The 20,479-nt window shown below is 38.8% G+C and carries 15 protein-coding genes and 2 pseudogenes; 10 read left to right on the top strand and 7 right to left on the bottom strand.

All coding sequences use genetic code 11. The features are described 5' to 3' along the window. Positions 1-793: 793 nt before the first annotated feature. From MSKOL_RS21215 to MSKOL_RS16090, 3 genes and pseudogenes are all read left to right on the top strand, one after another. Positions 794-1,075, top strand: a pseudogene (locus tag MSKOL_RS21215) (DUF134 domain-containing protein); the annotation flags it as partial. A gap of 890 nt (positions 1,076-1,965) precedes the next feature. Next, a pseudogene (locus tag MSKOL_RS21680) lies at positions 1,966-2,055 on the top strand (hypothetical protein); the annotation flags it as partial. Positions 2,056-2,313: 258 nt separating this feature from the next. Further along, complete coding sequence (locus MSKOL_RS16090) at positions 2,314-2,973, top strand: hypothetical protein (protein WP_231592284.1); 660 nt, start codon at positions 2,314-2,316, stop codon at positions 2,971-2,973. A 323-nt stretch (positions 2,974-3,296) separates the two neighbouring features. On the opposite strand, the gene MSKOL_RS16085 is transcribed toward MSKOL_RS16090, so the two are convergent. The 6 genes from MSKOL_RS16085 to MSKOL_RS16060 all read right to left on the bottom strand — a co-directional run bounded on the left by MSKOL_RS16085 (position 3,297) and on the right by MSKOL_RS16060 (position 10,379). Next, positions 3,297-4,346 (bottom strand): glycosyltransferase family 4 protein, encoded by a 1,050-nt coding sequence (locus MSKOL_RS16085; RefSeq protein WP_048157669.1) that lies wholly within the window; start codon positions 4,344-4,346, stop codon positions 3,297-3,299. 2 nt (positions 4,347-4,348) lie between these two features. Then, positions 4,349-5,518 carry a glycosyltransferase family 4 protein gene (locus MSKOL_RS16080; RefSeq protein ID WP_048157667.1) on the bottom strand — a complete coding sequence of 390 codons (1,170 nt, stop codon included), beginning with the start codon at positions 5,516-5,518 and terminating at the stop codon, positions 4,349-4,351. A 66-nt stretch (positions 5,519-5,584) separates the two neighbouring features. Then, positions 5,585-6,940 (bottom strand): bifunctional 2-polyprenyl-6-hydroxyphenol methylase/3-demethylubiquinol 3-O-methyltransferase UbiG, encoded by a 1,356-nt coding sequence (locus MSKOL_RS18940; RefSeq protein WP_052725560.1) that lies wholly within the window; start codon positions 6,938-6,940, stop codon positions 5,585-5,587. Positions 6,941-7,149: 209 nt separating this feature from the next. Continuing rightward, the gene (locus MSKOL_RS16070; protein ID WP_048122595.1) at positions 7,150-8,412 is read right to left on the bottom strand and encodes an ABC transporter ATP-binding protein; all 1,263 of its coding nucleotides are present in this window, start codon (positions 8,410-8,412) and stop codon (positions 7,150-7,152) included. 25 nt (positions 8,413-8,437) lie between these two features. Then, positions 8,438-9,205: an ABC transporter permease gene (locus MSKOL_RS16065; protein WP_048122597.1), complete on the bottom strand. Its 768-nt coding sequence runs from the start codon at positions 9,203-9,205 to the stop codon at positions 8,438-8,440. Positions 9,206-9,281: 76 nt separating this feature from the next. Next, a complete protein-coding gene (locus MSKOL_RS16060) occupies positions 9,282-10,379 on the bottom strand; it encodes a glycosyltransferase (protein WP_048157665.1) in 1,098 nt (365 codons plus the stop codon). Between the two features lie 867 nt (positions 10,380-11,246). Between MSKOL_RS16060 and MSKOL_RS16055 the strand changes: the two genes are divergently transcribed. Continuing rightward, positions 11,247-13,796, top strand: coding sequence for an oligosaccharyl transferase, archaeosortase A system-associated (locus MSKOL_RS16055; RefSeq protein WP_048158425.1), 2,550 nt, complete (start codon positions 11,247-11,249; stop codon positions 13,794-13,796). 184 nt (positions 13,797-13,980) lie between these two features. Here MSKOL_RS16055 and MSKOL_RS16050 read toward each other — a convergent pair whose 3' ends face one another. After that, positions 13,981-15,447 carry a DHH family phosphoesterase gene (locus tag MSKOL_RS16050; RefSeq protein WP_048157663.1) on the bottom strand — a complete coding sequence of 489 codons (1,467 nt, stop codon included), beginning with the start codon at positions 15,445-15,447 and terminating at the stop codon, positions 13,981-13,983. A 726-nt stretch (positions 15,448-16,173) separates the two neighbouring features. Between MSKOL_RS16050 and MSKOL_RS16045 the strand changes: the two genes are divergently transcribed. The 6 genes from MSKOL_RS16045 to MSKOL_RS16025 all read left to right on the top strand — a co-directional run bounded on the left by MSKOL_RS16045 (position 16,174) and on the right by MSKOL_RS16025 (position 20,427). Beyond that, positions 16,174-17,682, top strand: a complete 1,509-nt coding sequence (locus MSKOL_RS16045; protein WP_048157661.1) for a bifunctional ADP-dependent NAD(P)H-hydrate dehydratase/NAD(P)H-hydrate epimerase — start codon at positions 16,174-16,176, stop codon at positions 17,680-17,682. Between the two features lie 161 nt (positions 17,683-17,843). After that, positions 17,844-18,029 carry a hypothetical protein gene (locus tag MSKOL_RS16040; protein ID WP_048157659.1) on the top strand — a complete coding sequence of 62 codons (186 nt, stop codon included), beginning with the start codon at positions 17,844-17,846 and terminating at the stop codon, positions 18,027-18,029. A 21-nt stretch (positions 18,030-18,050) separates the two neighbouring features. Further along, the gene (locus MSKOL_RS20495; RefSeq protein WP_156151123.1) at positions 18,051-18,197 is read left to right on the top strand and encodes a hypothetical protein; all 147 of its coding nucleotides are present in this window, start codon (positions 18,051-18,053) and stop codon (positions 18,195-18,197) included. A 63-nt stretch (positions 18,198-18,260) separates the two neighbouring features. Next, entirely contained in the window at positions 18,261-18,728 is a 468-nt protein-coding gene (gene moaC, locus MSKOL_RS16035) for a cyclic pyranopterin monophosphate synthase MoaC (RefSeq protein WP_048158424.1), read from the top strand. A gap of 76 nt (positions 18,729-18,804) precedes the next feature. Continuing rightward, positions 18,805-19,656, top strand: coding sequence for a ribose-phosphate diphosphokinase (locus tag MSKOL_RS16030; protein ID WP_048157657.1), 852 nt, complete (start codon positions 18,805-18,807; stop codon positions 19,654-19,656). 60 nt (positions 19,657-19,716) lie between these two features. Then, positions 19,717-20,427: a hypothetical protein gene (locus MSKOL_RS16025; RefSeq protein WP_048157654.1), complete on the top strand. Its 711-nt coding sequence runs from the start codon at positions 19,717-19,719 to the stop codon at positions 20,425-20,427. Positions 20,428-20,479 lie beyond the last annotated feature (52 nt).

Here is a 20,479-nt window from a genome sequence, read left to right as displayed (position 1 = left end):
CTAAAAGATATATGATACAAAAATATTGAGTAAATGTTATAGTTATAATCTCATTTGTCTCAAACATGAGTTTATTGTTATTGATTTTATATCTAATATGCAGAACCCTGAACTGAATTTACATATTACTAATGTGTCAATAGTTAAGTGATGCAGCGTTAGCTATATATCTTATTACACATTTGCGTAATTTGAAGTTCAATTGAATTAAGCAGCCTATCAAAAATCCCAAAAGATACTTATTACAAACTCAGCGAAAATTCCACAAGTGTTCTCGTGATTATTAACGTATCTCTGGAAGAGCTTGAAGCATTCGACAGAATGAGGTATCCCTGAAAACTTTCTAAAATGTTGTATCCTGAAATGATTTCGTAGACTCAAAACCATTTTGAAGTCTGATTCATAATACAATAGCAGGAGACGCAAAAGGTTAAATGTTGAATAAATTCCAATTTCATTTTGGTATTGTGGAATGATTGCGTAAAATGAAACAAATTCAAAGTTTAAGTAAAATAATGTGTCATCTGTATACGATATACAACTGTAATAAAATATGTTTAAAAAGCGAAATAATTTTTGGATAAAACAAATCTGTGCATAATTTATTCTGTGACTATTTTTTAAGAAACAATTTTGAAAGTATGTTGCCATCGATGATGGTAGTTTATGTTTGATAATAGTTTGTGTCTACTCTAATCCTTAATGACGATGTTAGGATCAAACTTTATAAACGCTTTAAGTAAAATATATTGATCGATAGATATTTATTACGTGTCACATTAAGTGTAATTTGATGGTCAATAAAGTTAAGCGCAGGGTATCTTGCTTTCCAAAGGCCACTTATTATAAGCCTAGAGAAATCCCTCTTTGCTGTTTAGAAATCATTAACCTATCCATAGAAGAGATTGAAGCTGTTCGTCTTTGTGACCTTCTCAAGATAGAGCAGAATGAGGCTGCTGACAGGATGGGAGTATCCCGAAAAACTTTTTGGAGTGACCTCCAAAGGGCACGGGAGAAGATTGCTGATGCTCTTGTTAACGGAAAAGCAATCGAGATCTCTGGAGGAGAGTATGTTAACACCGGTGAATGCAAGGTCCATTTTCTCTGCAAAGAATGTGATCATATGTGGGAAGCAAAGGACAACCAGTCTCGCCCCACAAGCTGTCCGAACTGTGGCTCCACTCTAATTTTCCGAATTGGCGGAGATGGACGAGGAAGGAGATTTATTGAGAATAATTACTGTTGCCCTAAAAAAAGGGAAAGCAGTAGGGATACTGATGAAGTAAGCAAAAAAAAGTGACAATAAAACTGGACTTCAAAATCAACATTGATCAATTAGTTATCCGTGAACTACCACTCAGCTAAAGACTGAGTGGCTTCTCATTGGTCATCGGTTAAGGAATTTTCTTGCCTGAAAGCTATCGATTTTGCATTAGGAGACGTCCTTAAATTTTGGCCTGTTTACTTGAAATCGATGCCCTGTTACAACTTATAACTTATTTAACTATTTTATAATCTTTGAGCTAGACAGCTTGTGGGATCGGTGAAATTTGTCACGATTCCTCACTTAACCGAAGATGCAGTCATATGTTTATATTATGGGAAAAGAGGAAGACCAAAGAAACCAGAAATTGTTCTCCCTGATTATTTGAATTATGCACAGGTAGTCAAAATACGAACAAATGGGGTACTTAAGAAAGTCGAGAAGATGAACCATCAACATTTTCCGTCTCCACTGTATTTTTGATGGGGAAATTAATGTTAACCATTTTTCCAAGAATAAAGCGTTTAAACAACTGTTATCTCCAACAATTTTTAAGATCTCTTTTTTAAGATCCCTTTTTTAAGATCCCTTTTTTAAGATCCCTTTTTTAAGTCCCTTTTTTAAGATCTAAAACTACAAGCCTTCTCTGAATAACGAAACAAACAGGGAACTATATAAATGTGAAAATTTTATTATAAAGCATGAGTTCTGTTCTTAAAAAGCAATATGAAACAAGAAATGAATCATCAAATGAACCATCAAATGAACCATCAAATGAACCATCAAATGAACCATCAAATAAACCATCAAATGAACCATCAAATAAACCATCAAATGAGTACTTAATTCCCTGGTGCATAATTGGAGTAACTGCAATCATTTGTGCAGCGACTCTGGTTTTAATTGCTTTTCTTGGGCCCATTGGTCAGGAAATAATACAGTATAGAACATCTCAATCTGGCATATGGCAAATCGCAGGGCAGGATCTTGCAAATCTGGTATTGATCGCGCCGATATCGCTAATTGGTGGGATTCTATGTCTGGCCAGAATGGCCGGTTCAAAATACTTGTTAATACTTACACCAATAACGTTAATGTACACAGGGCTCTCTATGGGGATTGGCCAGGAATGGAGCAATTCAGCTTACAGCGGCAATGTTGAGGACTACTGGTGGCTTTTCGGAATCCTTGTAATAGGCGGGCTTATACTGCTTTTAGGCAGCCTGTCTATGTTTACCGAAGCAGATGCTCCTGACTTCAAACCCAGAGGTCTGCAAATCTACGTGGGCCTGATGACCGTATTCTTCCTGCTCTTTGCAGTAATGTGGATATCCCAAATCCAGCAAGTTACAAGTACTGGCGACCTTCCAGACGGCTCATACAAAGCAGCTCCAACTGCATTCTGGGCTATAAGGTATCTTGACCTTGGAGTAAGTATTCCATTAGGCTTTCTAGCATTATTCCTTATGCTTTCAAAGCCAAAAAAAGCATATTCAATACTGCTCCTGTTCTTTGGGTTCTTCATTACTATTGGAACCTCTGTAGACATGATGGCCATAGTTCAGGTCCTGAATGGGGATACGGAGACTGCCAAAAATGGACTTGTTATATTCTCGATACTCACATTCTTCTCCTATGGAGGCCTCTTCTATCTTGTTAAAGATAAACTTCATCGAGGTGTAGTTAAAAGCTCAGATAACCAGAACTAACTATTGTCAAGATAACTTAGCGAGTTTATATTTCGACCCCCAACGTAAAACTCAAAGTTGAGCTGGCGCACCCTGCTGCAAGCAACGGGATATGTTCGCGCCCCCACTCTAAATTCCTTCAAAAGAAATAATAACCCTGGGCAGTTTAGTTTGAGCAGAAGTTAACAACCGAAAAATGGGATTGAGAAATAATATAATCATCAACGTTTACCGGAGAAGTTTCCATCCCCGCAGCAGGCTAGCGGGGTATTCGAATGAAATAACGCAATTCATAGTATAGCTTCTTGTTGCACTGCTGAAAGCGGGATAACTTATTTGCAGCATTATTTCATCCTGGACAAAATACTTTCTAAGTGAGAGATTATTTTTTCTCTTTTGAAAGCCTCCAATCTATCTTTCTGTTTCTTGACAATAATTGATCGCAATCTCTCATCCTCTACCAATATATTTACCATTTCAGCAATTTCACAGTAATTCTTTTCATTAACCAGAATTCCTGTATTCTCAAGAGTGAAGGGGATAGCTGTAGATTTGTACGCTATAATTGGAACTTCAAAGTACATGCTTTCCAGTATAGGAACACAAAAGCCTTCGTGTTCACTCATACAGATAAAAACATCAGCTAATTTATAGTAAGAAATCAGGTCGTTAAATTTGATCGGACCTAATAAATGAACATCTTTCAGATTTAAGTCCTGGATCATCTTTTTCAAATAGTCTGAATAAATTTCACAGCCTTCATAGCTGCCGGCTAGGAAAAGTCTTGATTTTTGGTTAATACGTTTATAATAATAAAATATTTTTATTATATCTTCCTGTTTTTTATGCGGGGTCACTCTTCCTACAAATAAGAGATTCACAAAATCATCATTATATTTCGACAGCAATTTTTCGTTTGGATTTTTGTAATCATTAAAGTCCACTATTATAGGCAAAACATCGGTATTTTTAAATCCCATTTTTTGAAGTTCCAGTCTGTTGAACTCGGAAACTCCAACAGCAAGGTCTATGTGGTCAACAAGTAACTTGAGTTCCTTTTTTCCATTTTCCAGTAAGTTTACAAGAGTCTCATTGACTCCAATAAAATATTCAGAGGGGGTAATATTATGGTAAATCATTATTTTTTTGTCTGGAAGTTTTGCAACAAACTCCGAAACTTCGGAACCTATGGAAAAATGAAAGATTAATATGTTTTCTTTTGAAGAAACCTTCTTATATTCAGTATATTTTTTTGCGTTAATTTCGGGATGTATATTTTGAGCGTAGATTTCGGATTTGTATCCCCATTCATTCAAGACGCTTTTAATTTCCCGGACTTCATTGCCTATGGCATCTCCTGGAGAAATTGTTGGTAAGATCTGGTGAATCTCCATCTTCAAAGGCTCCCTAAAAATTCAATATATTTTTCTACAATTTTATCCCAGCTAAAATTTTCAATAACATAAGACCTCCCGTTCTCAGCCATAATTTTTCTGGCGGCAGGTTGTTCTATATAGAAATCGAGGCATCCTTCAAATTCATAGTAGTCATTAAAATAAAGTCCACCATTACATTTGATACAGTGGTCTTTAGTTACTGCGCAATCCCCATGTACCAGTACCGGAGATTTACATAACCATGACTCCATTATTACAATAGAAAAACTTTCATTCAATGAAGGTTGACACAAAAAAGTAGCTGCTGAATATGCATCATACTTATCCTGAAGTGGTACAAAGCCCAGATCGATAATATCATTTCTGTTTTCAGAGGGTATTTCTATTGTTCCACTACCAATAAGAACGAGCTTTAATTCATTCTTTCTATGCTTTTTATATCTGGTAAAAAAATCAATTAGAAGAGGGACATTTTTCCCGGCTTCCTTCCTGCCTGCATAAAGAATGAAGTCGGTTTTTATACCATATTTTTCCCTGAATCGATCTGGATTATACACAAAATCCATATCAATTCCCTCTCCTAAAACAATCTGCCTGTTATTTAGAGTATAAAGCTGATTCGCTAGTATTTTTTCAGGAAACGCATGAAAAATAATGCCTTTGACATTTTCAAACATAGTCTTATAAATATTCAGGTAAGCATAGCTTTCGTCATGAAGGCATGGAATTAGAACTGATTTTTCAGGGTATATGCAAGATCCATAGTAAGTTGTACCGAACATATATGGAATAAATAAAAAGTAATCATAATCTACGCCATGTTCAGCAATATAAGAATAGAGACCGGGACTGTTAACCATTTCCCGCATAAACGTCTTCTCTTCTTCGGGAGAGATCTTAAGACTATGCATAAGTTTGTAGTTTATTTTATCAAAACGGACAGTATCTCTTTTCCTGACTGAAAACCTGCGTATATTGACCCCATTTAAATTATAAATGCCCTCTTCATAAAAATCAGTGCTCCAATCACTCAAGAATTCTTTGATGCAAGTAGTAAGTATTTCAACCTCAATACCATGTTTTTGCAGGTTTTCAACTGTTCTTCTGCATTCACTTTCTGCTCCACCAGGAATGTTCCCGTACCAAGGAGTTACAAATGCTAGTTTCATATTAATTTATCCCCGGGTCTCTCAAAATATCAAATTATGATAATAATTCAAACATTGTTTAGTCCCTCATTTTTTTCCGATGACCGCATAGTCCTGCTCTCCGTATAAAGTATTGTTTAACATATTGATGTTTTGATTAAAAGTTTCAAACAGGACTTTCTCTCTGTCTTTCAGGTCACCAAATTCTGGCAACTTCTTCAACTTCATGCTGTCCGGAACGGGAGAAATAAATTTTGTTTCAATTTCACGGAAATTAACTGCACTTAATAAAAACTTGAGTGTCTCGGGATGTACTGGTTTTATATGAGTAAAATCAATGTAAAAGTTGGTAAAAGAAAAGAATGACAGGGGATTTACAGTCTCTACTATTAAATAAAAACCATATTTAAGTTTTTTGTTGCAAAGGTGTAGCATTTTGATAAGGTAGTTAGGAGCCAGATGTTCAACTACCTGACTAATGAAAATTCCATCCAGGCTTTTGTCTTCCATACTTTGGAGGGCTTCTATTGCATCTTTTAACTCTACATTAAAACCTTTTGATTTGCAGAAATTAACCATATCTTCATCGACGTCTATTCCCTTTGCACCGATATCTTTCTGCCTGGCTAGTTCCAGAAATTCCCCTCTTCCACAACCGATATCCAACACATTTTTACAATCCTTGAAGTAGTCTAAAAACACTTTTTGATGTTGTTGAATATGATCCCTTGAGCCTCTGAACTGTTCTTCAAATGCATAATAATTTATTTCAGACTCATTGTTTTCAGGTTTCTGTACTTTATGATTCTGCAAGTTTTTTTTAAAACGATTCTCAAGCACACTGTTAAGCCAGCTTTTGTTATTCAGGTCCAGATCAATTGCAGAAATAAAGTTATTAACTTCAGATTTGATATTTTGGGGGGAATCTACTTTTAAATGTTCAAGCTCGGTTTTTAAATATCCGGTGTCTGTTTTCAAAGATTTAACATCAATTTTTAAACTTTTTGAGTTATCATTTAGACGTTCAAGACCAGTGTTCAAATTTTCTACATTAGTTTTTAAGTATTGGGATTCAGTTTTTAAATCTTTTACAACATCTGCAACGCCAAAATTAAACTCTTTTTGTTTTTGGAAAACTGGATCAACATATCTCCGGACCTCTCCGTGAACCATTTTTCTTCCTTCAATCAGAAATTTTCCAGTTAATGGACGATGAGAACTTATTGTATAACTTTCATTGGAGATGTCACAATAATTTATAAATTCGAGACCTTCAGGAATATCTCTTTTTATAGGGGAAACTGCAGAAAACGTTTCACTCATTATTTCCGGTTCATTTTCTGTATAAATACCCTCTTTTTTTCTCGTGTCTATGTTCTCACGGATTTTTTCCATGATCTTCTCGACATCTACCTCTTCGTCTTTAATTTCCAGTGTATCCAATTTAGATTCCTCAATGAACTTGATTATTATATGGATCCATTTCCAGAGTATGTGTTTATTGGATATGGCATGAAGTCTGTTAACCCGAGGTTACGTTTATTTATCTCAGTTTTTTATCCCTTAAGACAACATGTTCATTTTCGGTATCTGTTTCAACAGAAAAATTATTGATTTAATCAAAAGCATTACAGTTTTTCACCGAGCAATGCTTATGACTTATTACCGTACATTTCTTGAATTTTGATTTTTGGTTTCATGTTGAAAACGCCGGAATAGATAATTGCACTATCATTAGGAATTACTTTTAAAACCTCTATATCGTGAGCCATAAGCAAATATTCTTCAAAAGCATCTTTTCCATATCCTTTATTTGCCACACCAACAGAGAATGAATAGTCTCCTGCCGAAAGCGGAAAAAAGAATTCCCAGACTAGTTCTGCAATCTGTCCCTTTTTTAGAGTAAAAGTCTTAATGCCGCTACAATATGTATTTGTTTCAAATACTGATACACCCAGATTGTTTCTAACGTGAAGGCCAAAGTGAGGATCAGATAATTCTTTTAGGGCCTTGACTTGATATATAACTTTAATTACCTGTTCACTCTCAATGTATAATGTTTCCTCGTTTTTTGAGTTCAGAATTTTAAAGGAAATAAGTTCAACTTCCCCGGTTGAAGCATTCGGATTTTTTCGACCTGTGCAATCTTTCGTATCATTCATGTCATATACTATTACTTCTGCGTCCCCCATGTGTGCTTTTTGTAAAATCATTCCATGATAATAATCAATTATATCTTTTGGGTCGCCGGAACTAATTATATGACCGTGGTCTAATAAGATTGCTGAATCACATACAATTTTCACAGCATTCATGTCATGAGATACAAAAATAATAGATCCACCATTATTTTTAAATTCCAGAATCTTTCTCATGCATTTTTGCTGAAAATACGCGTCTCCTACAGAGAGCGCTTCATCGACCAAAAAGCACTTTGGTTCTGCATGCATTGCTATTGAGAATGCAAGCCTCATAAGCATACCCGACGAGTATGTTTTAATCGGGTCATAAATAAAATCCTCAAGCTCTGTGAAATCAATAATCTCGTCTTTTTTCCTTTCAATTTCGGTTTTATCCATTCCTAGAAATGTCCCATTCATGAATATATTTTCAAGACCTGTAAGTTCTTGATCAAAACCTGTTCCCAATTCAAGTAAACCGGTGATTTTTCCGTCTACTTCGATTAATCCTTCGTCAGGAAGCATGACACCGGAAAGTACCTTTAATATCGTAGATTTGCCAGCTCCGTTTTGCCCTACTATCCCGAGGGTTTGTCCGTCCTTCACTTCAAAAGAAATATTTTCTAATGCAGTGATCTCTCGATGGTACTTTTTCCTTAAGATTTTCTCTTTTAATCTGTCAGTGGGTGTATGATACAACTTGAACTTTTTTGAAACACCTGATACTTTGATCATATTGAGTCACAACTTGTGATTTTAATTATATGAAATCTCGAATATCTTTTTCCAGTTTTTTGAAGATAATTTCTGCAAAGAATAGAATTACAAAACTTAACAAAAGCAAATATAAAATAGGTTTTAAACTCGGGATTTCTTTATATATAAATATAGTTTGATACAGGTGGATGAATGAAAACGCCGGATTATAATTCATGAGTTTTTTTACAACATCTGGGAGTACATCATAAAGATATACTATTGGGGTAAACCAAAACCAGATTTTAAGTACAATTCCTACAACTTCTTTTAAGTCCCTTACGAAAACAACAAATACTCCAATAAAAAATCCAAGGGAATAAGCGAAGATCTGCTGGATAATATATATAAATGGGACTACTAGAATTACACGGCTTATTCCATACCCACTGATTAGAAGTAAAAACAGGAATATTCCCATTGTCACAACATAAGTAATACTCTCCGAAACTGCAATATAGAGAGGAAATGAGGACAGATCAACCTTAACTTTGGATATGATATATTTCTTGTCTAAAAAAACACTAGATGTCCTTGTGACAGTATTCGAAAAAGCATTCCATGCAATTACACCAGAAGTAAGATAAAACCCATAAGCGTAGACCGAAGACGAACCAGGCAAACGCGATCCCATAAGATTAGCAAATATGACGGTAAATATAAAAATATCCACAAGTGGATAAATAAAGTTCCACAAAGCTCCTAAAGTAGATCCGGAGTACTTTTCAGTAATATCCCTTTTTGCTAATTCAAGAATTAAACCTATATTCAAATTAATATCTCCTGATTATTACTTCGCCGGGGGGAAGAATATTATATTTTTTGAGAAACAATCTGATTATCGGAAGTTATCTATCACAAAAACAATTTTCGCAGGCAATATTTTTTTTTATGCTATTTTCAAAAATAGAGATATCAAACATAGCTGCTCTTTTAAAACATTCATTTCCATAGCTTGATGGGTTTTTCGAGATATTCTTTACTGCCCTGATTATATTTTGAACATCCGCTTCCACAAACACGCCGGTTTTCCCGTCGACTACCGTTTCCTTAAACCCACCTTCATTTACAGCTACTACAGGTTTTCCACTTGCCATAGCTTCCACAGGAGTCATCCCGAAATCCTCATCCATGGCAGTACAGATAAAACCTCTACAGCGGGAATAAAGGTCAAGCAATTCCGTCTCGGAAACTTCCCCAAGAACCTTCACGTTTTCAGGTAAGTTGTCAAGAATATTTTTTGCATAACTTTTTGCGTGATCTCCTTTGGAGTACCCCCCAACAATGACAAGCTTTTCTTCGGGCATTTTCTTGAATGCTTCAATTTGAATTTCCACCCGTTTTTCAGGATAGAGCCGGTTTACTGAAAGCCAGAAGTCTCCATATTCTTTACAGGTAAATTTTGAAGTTTCGACAGGGGGGTAGATAACTTCAGCGTCCCTGTGGAAATACTTTTTGATTCTTGTGGAGGTATTTTTAGAGTTAGTTACGATTTTACACACATGGGAAAGGTAATATTCCGAAACTGGCCTGTGAAGCCTGACCCAGATCCGAAAGAAGATCGAGATCCAGATAGGTTGCCTACTGATAAAGGTCTCGTAAAGGTCATAGAAAGCTCGTGTAGGAGTATGGCAGTAATACAGGTTGGGCTTATGTTTCTTTGCTGCGAAATATGCCCAGTTGCCTGAAAAAATAAAAAAATCGTATTCCTTTGAAAAATCACAGGCTGCAAAATGATATGATGCGGAAATCTGCTTCAGAGGAGGTATTTTTGGAGTTTTTCCCAGGCTGATTATGTGTATGTTGGAATACCCCATCTTTTTTACGGACTCCATATTCAAGTCAGTAGTGATAACATCGGCATTGAGGTATTTTGCGAGCATAAGGACAAGTTTCTCTCCACCGCCAATGGCTCCGAAATAATCATGAAATATAGCTGTTTTCATTGATTTCTCACTTTTTTCAGGGGTTTAAACAAATACAGATAAAAAGCTAATTTAATTATAAATGTAAACATCGAGTCCCCCAGTAGTAGGAAGAGTATCGTGTAATGTTTTTATAATTTAAAGTTTCCTATCTATCCTTGAAATATCAATATAAAAGTTATCTGTGGTTTCTGATTTCCGATTAATAGTACCCAATTTCCTGCAAGATTTCAACAATTCCAGGACTTACTACGCAGTTGAACTGAAAAATCAACAGCATCAGAAGGTTAACTGTTTAAAACGTGACCTTAACCCATAGTCTTTGACATAATTGATTTTGTTCCTCAAGTGCATAAGTCCTAAATTCATTGAACTCAACGATTATAAATATATTGAAAATTGTATATCAACAGTAAAGACATACGATACTTTCCAGATGAGATGGTTCATTAGATATATATAATACTTCCCAGATGGATTCTGTTCCAAAATCTAGTGATTTTTGCATTTTTGGATTGAAAATCTGAATTCGCAAGAAGAATCCAGTTATCATCAAAACCAATATTCGATATCTAAAGACTTCAATTCTTAAGTCGTATCACAAGGATTGTGACTAATTACAAGGTCCAATGATTTTGAACTTTACATTCATCACTAGATTTTGGTACTGAGTCAAAACAACCTTAAAGTTATTATATAAATTCAACTACTATCAAAGATTAAGATATTCAAGAGTTAAATGAATTCAAGAGTTAAATGAATTTAAGAGTTAAATGAATTTAAGAGTTAAATGAATTCAAGAGCGAAATGAATTCAGGGGCGAGATGAATTCAAGAGCGAAATGAATTCAAAAGTGCGATGAATTCAAGAGTTAAAAAACTAAAAGAGATGATTACTACGAACAAAGGCATGGGATGTCCGGTGGCAAAACGGCCCGCTCATAGGTTAAAATTCAGTATTATTTCTTTGATTGCAGTTGCATTGGTTGCTTTTCTCATGCGCATGATCTCATATTCCGCCGCTACTGCAAACGGAAGCATAAATCTTATGGGATATGATAGTTTCTACCATATGCGGCGCATTTTATATACAACTTTCAATTTTCCACATCCCCTTAATTTCGATACTTATATTAATTATCCTGCGGGATTTGAAGTCGGATGGCCGCCTTTTTTTGACTTTTTAGGTGCGCTCCTTGCAAAAGTCCTTGGAGTAGGCAACCCTAGTTTGTATACCACAGAATTTGCAGGAGCCTTGCTGCCAGTGCTTCTGGGAGTCCTGACAATAATTCCACTGTATATCGCAGCTGCTGCGATATTTGACCGAAAAACCGCACTTCTTGGAGCCTTAGTTTTTGCAGTGATTCCCGCCCATGTTTACGTATCACGGTTTGGAGCAGTTGACCATCACGTAGCAGAAACCCTCCTCTCAACCTCAGCTTATGCATGCTTCATACTTGCTTTAAAATGGGCAAGAGAGGGCTCTCTTTCCCTGGCCTCTCTTAAAACTATCTCTTCCGAAAAGAAACTAATTAAATCGCTAGCTTTCGCAGGAGCATCCGGACTATTCTTTGCACTTCTGATTTACACATGGATAGGTGCCCTTGTCTTTGTAAGCTTTATTTTACTTTACGCATTCATACAGACCATAATCGACCTTAAGGCTGAGAAAAACTCCGACTATCTTCTTATATGCTCTACAGTAGCCCTTCTTGCAACGCTTATCTTTACAATTCCACTATCAGCAGGGTCCTTGCGTCCAGGCCTGGAAATGAGTGCAATGTATCTTTCCTGGTTCCAGGTATTCTATGTGTTCAGCATGCTAGCCGGAACCTTGATCCTCTGGGGCTTTTCCCTATATATCTCGAAAAAAGGTCTTGACTGGAAATACTATCCAGCTGCCTTAATACTGATCTCTGTAGCAGGTCTTCTGTCCCTTAAAATTTTATCTGCCGAATCTTATTCTTTTGTGATTGAAGGAATGAGTTTCTTCCTCGGAAAAGGTGAATACATAAGCACGATTGCCGAAGCCCTGCCAATATTTTTAACTACAGATGGAACACTTACTTTTTCGCCAATATTGGGAAGTCTTGGGCTTTGTTTCATTACCGCTCTGGGAGGATTATTCCTGCTCGGCCTTGAGTGGATAGGAAAAAAATCAAAGCCGGAAGGAGTATTTTTCCTATTATGGTCGGTCTTTTTCGCATATTTAACACTCTCTCAGAGGCGTTTCTCATATCTGTTTGCAGTAAACGTTGCAATCCTTACATCATATTTCCTCTGGGTTTTACTGGACTCCTTTGACTTTGAGACTGAAGTAAAAAAACTGGCAAAATCTGTTCCGATTCACGGAAATAATGCAATGATTACATCTAAGGCAGAAATGGAAACAAAGTCAAAAAGGGCAGAAAAAGAAACAAAGTCAAAAAAAGCAGAAAAAGAAACAAAGTCAAAAATAAAATCAAAATCGAAAATTAATAATCTATCAGGTTCAAAACAGAATTCTCAGCCGGACTATTTCAAAATTTTCTCATCCCTGGTACTTATAGGGCTTGTGTTTATACCCTGCATATTGGCAGGATTTGCCTTTGCAAAAGATCAAGGCTTGATTGATCCTGTATGGAAGGACTCTCTCACCTGGCTTGGAGCTTCGAGCCCTGAAACTTCTTACTACCTTGATCCTGCCGGGACTCCCGAATATGGGGTTTTGAGCTGGTGGGACTACGGAAACTGGATTGTTTACCAGGCTCAAAGGCCTGCAGTTTCAAATAACTTCCAGACCGGCGTAGACGATTCTGCACATTTCTTCACAACGGACTCCGAGGAAGAAGCAAAGGCAATTATAGAAAAGCTTAAAGTAAAGTATGTAATGACCGACAATCTGATGGCAGGCGGCAAATTTGGGTCTATTGTTAAGCTTGCAGGCGAGAACATAAGCAAGTATGTAAATGTTCAAACCGTCAACGTAAATGGCGGGCTTCAAACGATTGCAACTGCTAAAAAGGAATTCACAGAGACCGAAGTATACAAACTTCATCAACTTGACGGATCAAATCTCGGAAACCTGAGGCTTGCCCATGAAAGTACTGCATCTGTGGATGATAATGACACAGTTAGTGACGTAAAGATATTCGAATTTGTCCCCGGAGCCAGGCTTTCAGGTACTGCAGACCCAGGGCAAAACATTACTGCGACCCTTGAGCTAAGTTCAAATACAGGCCGAAAATTCACATATCAGAATGAAGTAATGTCGGATAAAAATGGTTCATTTGAAATAACCGTACCTTACTCGACCGATAACAATGCAGGTGGAGTTAGTGCTCTATCGACCTATTCCCTGAATGCAGGAAGAAATACAACCGTTTCAGAAATCCAGGTAACGGAAGATGATGTCCTGAAAGGAAACAAGATAGAGGTGAAAATCCCGGACTCAAAATGAGGACCTTTTGAGCCGGATTTTTAAAATGAAAACAGAAATTAAAATCTTTTAGAATATGAAAAGAGAAAAAGAAATTTTTTCATTCTCTTTTTCCTCTTCTTTTTATTGGTTTTCAAATCGGCTTTACTCAATATTTTGGGAAGACAACTTTAGTAATGGGGCTGCACCGAAAATCTTGAAGTTTTCATTCTCCAGCACTTTCAACTCCTACGGCGCTCAGGAACCTTTTCACTACGGCTTCATTAACCAGCCTGAGTAACGTCTGTCGGTCTTTTGTAGCGCTGAAAACTCCAAGGGGGATCTGGGCTCCTGCTGCGTTTGCATGTCCACCTGCATCTTCACCGAAAGCCTGTCGCATAACTTCGCCGAGGTTAATTCTGATATCATTGCTTCGTCCGGAGATGTAGATGCGGTCTTCAGTTACTCCAAAGACTACGGTTGTAGAGATCCCTTCAAGGCTCAAGAGGTAATCTGCAGCTTGTGGAAGCGTATCCCTGTCCCTTATGTTCCCTACATTCGAGAGAAGGTAACTTCCCAGCACCTGCCGGTTTCTTATGGCTTCCCCAAGCACCTCAAGGGTTTCAGTGGCCATCGATGGCTGCTCAAGCTGGTCCAGGATTCCGTGGTTTGAAAGGGGGTAAAGGTATGAAGCGGCTGATAGATCAGCAGGGTCGGTCTTCCTCTTGAAGTCCTGGGTATCAGTCCGGATTCCATAGAGCAGGGCTGTTGCCAGAGTCTTGGAAATATTGATATTAAGCTGCTGCAGGTACTTTGTCATTATAGTAGCCGTTGCTCCGAAGTTAGGCCGGATATCTATGTACTCAGCCTTTATCTCGGTTTCTCCTGGAGGGTGATGGTCAATTACAATACCCACAAACGAGTTTAGGGGAACCATATTGTTAACTCCTGGAATGGAGCAGTCTATAAGGGCGATTTCATCGTAGCCTTTGAGGCCGTTCTCTTCCATCTTACCGAGATCGATCCCTAGCAGGTTTACAAAGGCTTTATTTTCCTGATGCCCGATTCGGCCATGGTAGAGGATGTTTGCTTCAACCCCGATACTTTTTGCAATCTCTTTCAGGGCCAGCCCGCTCGAAATGGCATCAGGGTCGGGGTTATCGTGGATTACTATAGCTAGTTTTTTGTCCCTTATTCCCTTCAGCCACCGCGCAAGCCTGTTACCTCTGTGGACCGATTCGGCTCTCTCAAGAGAACGGGAAAGGGAACTTGCGACAAGCTTGGAAGGCATAAAGACATAATCTGCCCCAAGGTCTTCCATTTTTTCCTTATTGATAATATCTGAAGCTCGGGAAAATAGCTGAACATCAGGGTTAACTGCTTTTTTGAAATTCTCAATCCCCTTTCTGTTAGCCTCATTATTGGAAGTCAGGAAAAGTATAACAACAACATTTTTAAGGTCAATCTTATCGACAAGCTCAGGGTCGGAAATATCGCCTACAATCGCTTCAAAGCCCTCTTCCCTGAGAGTCTCGACCTTAGCTTCGTCTTTATCTACAATAATCACGAGCTTATTGCTTTCCCTGAGCTCTTTTGCAAGCGCAAAACCAACACTTCCACTGCCCAGAACAAGGTATCTGGGTTTGACTGTACTTTTAAGATTGCTATCCGCATCTTTTGATAAGTTAAGCAAAAATAGTCCTCCCTGTTTTATATAAGTCCAGACACATGTAAAGGAAAGCAAACATTTGATCAGAATCCTGCCTATTCACATTTTACTACAGTTAGTTATAGTCACGAGGCTAAATAATGCAACTGCCCAATAGGTACAATGAAGTTTTTTGTTGCAACAATTACAGGCGTGACTATAACTGTAAGGCTAACTGTAGTTTTTTGGACTGTTTTTCTTGCTGATTAGACACTCTTATGAAACTGCGTTTTATATATCGTACTCTTTAAGAAATAATATGCTTTTTATGGGAAATTCAAAAATTCCGGTATAAATTCCGGTATATTATGTTATATTGGAATGTAACATATATACTTAATAACATCAAATAGGTTTTCCTCGGTGTAGAAATATAAGAAATAAATTCCCTCAATTGCTCTGGAGATATATAAAAATTTCTACTCCAATCTATGAGCTAGAGTATCTACTACAATCTATGTGCCAGGAATCTACTACAATCAAGCCAGAGAATCTACTACAATCTATAAGCCAGAGAATCTACTACAATCTATAAGCCAGAGTATCTACTGCAATTTATGAGCCAGGAATCTACTGCAATTTACGAGCCAGGAATCTACTACAATCTATGAAGCGAGTCCATATGAGTCAGATAGTTCAGGCTTGCAGAAAGATTTGAAGGATTAAATGGTTAACAGAAGATCACATGAGATAATCCGGCAGGTAATAGTTATGAAGTGCATTAATTCTTTGAGGATGAAAGCGATAGACCGAAATTGCGAATGTCTTGGGCTTCTACCCGTCCAGTTAATGGAAAATGCGGGGGCTGTTATTGCACAGCACATACGGGAAAAGCTTGAGAGTGGCATGGTACTTCTTCTCGCAGGCCGGGGAAACAACGGGGGAGATGCATTTGTCGCAGCCAGACATCTTGCAGGCTCTTCAGGATACACTGTAAAGGTAATCCTGCTGGGAAAAGCCAGGGATATAGGAACGGAAGAAGCTTTCCATAACTTTTCCCTCTTGAAGTTCAGCCGTGTTGATGTTCTAGAAATAACGGATTCAAGCCAGATTGAAGCTTCGGCTTCTAAATGGTTTCAGGAAGCCGATCTACTCGTAGACGCGGTATTCGGAACCGGAATAAGAGGAAAGCTCAGAGAACCTGAATCAAAGGCTATCGACTTTATAAACCGGGAAGGAAAAGCCGGAAAAACCGTAATTTCGGTTGACATACCCTCAGGACTTGACCCTGATGGTGGAGATTTTGAAAAAGCCGTGCATGCAGAGTTTACAGTCACTTTTCACCACATGAAGACCGGGCTTTTGAGCGAGAAGGCAAAAGAATACACTGGCATGATAAAGGTTGCAGACATCGGAATCTGTGCTGACGCCGAACAGTATGTTGGTCCCGGAGACCTTATGATGCTGCACAGGCGAGAGTCCGGGGAACACAAAGGTGATTCCGGAAAAATCCTTGTTATAGGAGGAGGCCCATATTCAGGAGCTCCGGCCCTTGCGTCCCTTTCAGCCCTTAAAGCTGGAGCAGACCTTGTAACTGTAGCAGTTCCAGGACCTGTGGCCGAAATAGTAGCATCATATTCTCCAAACCTGATCGTCCGAAAACTCTCTTCAAATGTCCTCTGCCCTGAAGATCTTTCAATCCTTATGGACCTTATAAATTCCCATGATGTAGTTGTGATGGGGATGGGGCTCGGAAGAGCGACAGAAACCCTGGAAGCCGTCCGAAAAATCCTGCCTTTTTGCAGGAAAGCGGTTCTTGATGCCGATGCACTCTCAGCTCTCTCAGGCGCGATTTTTGAAAGCCTTGCAGGTAACTGCGAACTGATAGTAACTCCGCATGCAGGAGAATTTGCCCGCCTGAGAAATGTGGAAACTCCTGAGGACATGGAATCCCGTATTAAAGCCGTCAGGGAGTTTTCGGAGGAAAAAGGGGTTGTAACACTTCTCAAAGGAAAAATCGATATTATCTCGGACGGAAAGCAGACCCTGCTGAACAGGACAGGAAATCCGGGCATGACCGTGGGAGGCACAGGAGATGTCCTTGCAGGGCTTACAGGATCGCTTTTTTCCCGAAATCCCGCATTCCTCGCGGCAGCCTGTTCTGCACATATCAACGGGGCAGCCGGTGATCTGGCTTTTGAAAAAGCAGGAAACGGGCTGCTTGCAACGGATGTTCTGGAGAAAATTCCTGAAATAATTAAAGCGGCTGAGATGGGGTAAAAAAGAAGATTGAGTATCAGAGATTGAGTATCAGAGATTGAGTATAAGAGATTGAGTATCGGAGATTGAGTATAAGAGATTGAGTATAAGAGATTGAGTATCAGAGATAGAGTAAAGTAAGTGTAAAATATTGTAAATTTGCTAATGGGGAGGCAATTAGTATGGTACATGAAACTGAAAGAAAAATCGAGCTGAAAATAGAAAGAAACCGGATAAGAGTTACGATTTTTCATGGGGAAGACGAACAGGTCATAAAACTCAACCTTGAAGAAGCCAGAGAACTTAGAGAAGAGCTGGATAAAGTAATTGAAGACTATTCCCAAAGAAAGCAGATCAGAATCGACTGATCCGAGAAAATATTTGTTGAAATGCCAGAAAAGCATAAAATGTCAGGAAAACATCAGAATGTCAGGAAAACATCAGAATGTCAGAAAAAGGCATTGAAATACCAAAAATGCCAAAAAAGAGATTTAATTTCAAAAATAGGTGTCAAAATTTCAGAAAAAGGGAATTGAAATCCAGGTTGGCTCAAACAAGAGAAATCAAGGTTATATATGTACGAAAAACGTGGTGATTTTGTGGAAAAGCAGTTTACTCATATTAAGTCCGGCAGAGCGCATATGGTAGATATCAGCGAAAAACGTGAAGTTCCGAGATTGGCGCGGGCTGCAGGGGTAATTATACTTTCCGAGGAGACTATAGAGAAGATCCAAACCGGAAACGTGGAAAAAGGCAATGTGCTTGCAACTGCACGGGTTGCTGCCTTGCTTGCGATTAAAAAGACCCCTGAAATAATCCCAATGTGCCATCAGATCCCTATAACTGCCATAGATGTGGATTTTGAGATCGGCAAAGGGATGATTTCAGCAGAGGTAAAAGTCCGAACGGTCGGGAAAACAGGAGTTGAGATGGAAGCCCTCACAGGAGTTTCGGCAGCACTGCTGACGATCTGGGATATGGTTAAATCAGTGGAAAAAGACGACAGTGGAAATTATCCAAATACTTCAATACAAAATATCAGGGTGCTCGAAAAGCTCAAAGGATAAGGCTCAGGGTAAGCCCATAAAAAATAAGCTTTTTAAAGGATGGGATATATCAAGACCGCAGACTGAGGTATATATCTTGAAGATCATAGGTGGACCAGCATCACAATTACTTGCCAGCCGCACTGCCCGGGCTTTAGGGATAGAGCCTGTACTTTCCGAGTTTAATCGATTTCCTGATGGGGAACTTTATCTCCGAATCGCAGAAGATATCGAAAACGAGCGTGTAACCCTTATTCAGAGTACGCCCACAGATTCCGATCTTGTTTCCCTGCTCCAGCTTATTGATGCCTGTGAAGGGGCAAAAGAACTCAATGTCGTGATTCCTTACATGGGATATGCCAGACAGGACAAGAAGTTCAAGCCCGGAGAGCCGATCAGTGCCCGCGCAATTGCCCGCTGTATCAGGGCTGACCGTGTTTTTACGATAAACATCCACGAAAAAAGCGTGCTTGAACATTTCCCTGGCCCTGCGGAAAACCTTGACGCAGCTAAACTTGTTGGGGAGTACATATCAGGGCTTAACCTGGAAAACCCACTTCTGATTGCTCCGGATTCGGGAGCTGAAGGGCTTGTAAAGCGCGTCTCGTCAGGCCTGGGCTTTGATTACGATCACCTGGAGAAAACGAGACTCAGTGGGGACACGGTTGTAATCAAGACAAAGAATCTCGATGCAACAGGCAGGAATGTTGTCCTTGTAGATGATATGATTGCAACAGGCGGGACAATGGCTGAATCTATCAAAATGCTCAGATCTCAGGGAGCAGCAGATGTTTACATTGCCTGTGTACATCCAGTACTTGCAAGGAACGCAGCTTTAAGGCTCTTCAATGCGGGCGTAAAGGATATTCTCGGAACCGACACCCTTGAAAGAGCAGAGAGCAGGCTGAGCGTTGCTCCCCTTATTGCAGATGCCCTTAAAGGACTCTGATTAAAATAGTTTAATTTTATTACCGTTAACTATTTTTTATGTTCTGTTGTTTCTAGTACTATGACTCTTCCAGAAGTCTGTCCACTTGATGAAAGTCAGACATGTAAAGGGCGGGAGTGTCACCTCTTCTGCCTTGAATGGAGAACAAGAGAACCCACCTGCCTTATAGGCTACAGTGTAACAAGTAAAATTAAATCCGGAAAAGCTGACCGTAACAGGGATACCTATGCTGAAGATACTTTCCGAAAACTAGGGCGGCAGCCGCTTTCTAAGAGAAATAATGTCTCTAATAAAGGAGACTGGACCCCTTCAAGGCTCACAAAAAGACCTCAGGAAAAACCTGTTGAAGGAAATGAAAAGAATACATCTAAGAGCCGGTACTTCCAGGACACAACTGTAAAGAAGCCTGACCCAAAGCCTGAGGAAAAACCTGAAGAAAGGCAAAGATATGCTCCAAACGATACTGAGAAAGTCTCTATAAGGCTGGAACCAGGATTGAAAACTGAGTTGGCTGAACAGAATTCGGTTATATATGCAAACAATCAGCCAAAAGTACATGAAAAGTCAAATACCCCGGAAAAGGTCATTTCAAGAGATAAGCATACGACAATCTTTGCACCTTCTGATACTGATAAAAAAGAGACATCTTGCCCGCCAGGGAGAGAAGAAAAAGCAGAAAAGTCCCCTGAAAACAGGGAAAAACGCAAAAAGCTTGATAAAGCGATGGAGATAGACCTTCCTGATACTTACGAAGATGATTTTTGGAGTTAACCGTTTTCAGCCCGAAAATGGCTGTTTTTCGCTCAACCGTTGACCCACAATC

This window comes from Methanosarcina sp. Kolksee (genome assembly GCF_000969945.1).
GTDB lineage: Archaea > Halobacteriota > Methanosarcinia > Methanosarcinales > Methanosarcinaceae > Methanosarcina > Methanosarcina vacuolata.
The sequence above is the reverse complement of the archived record's forward strand: the minus strand, read 5'-3'. Positions and strand labels throughout refer to the sequence as shown.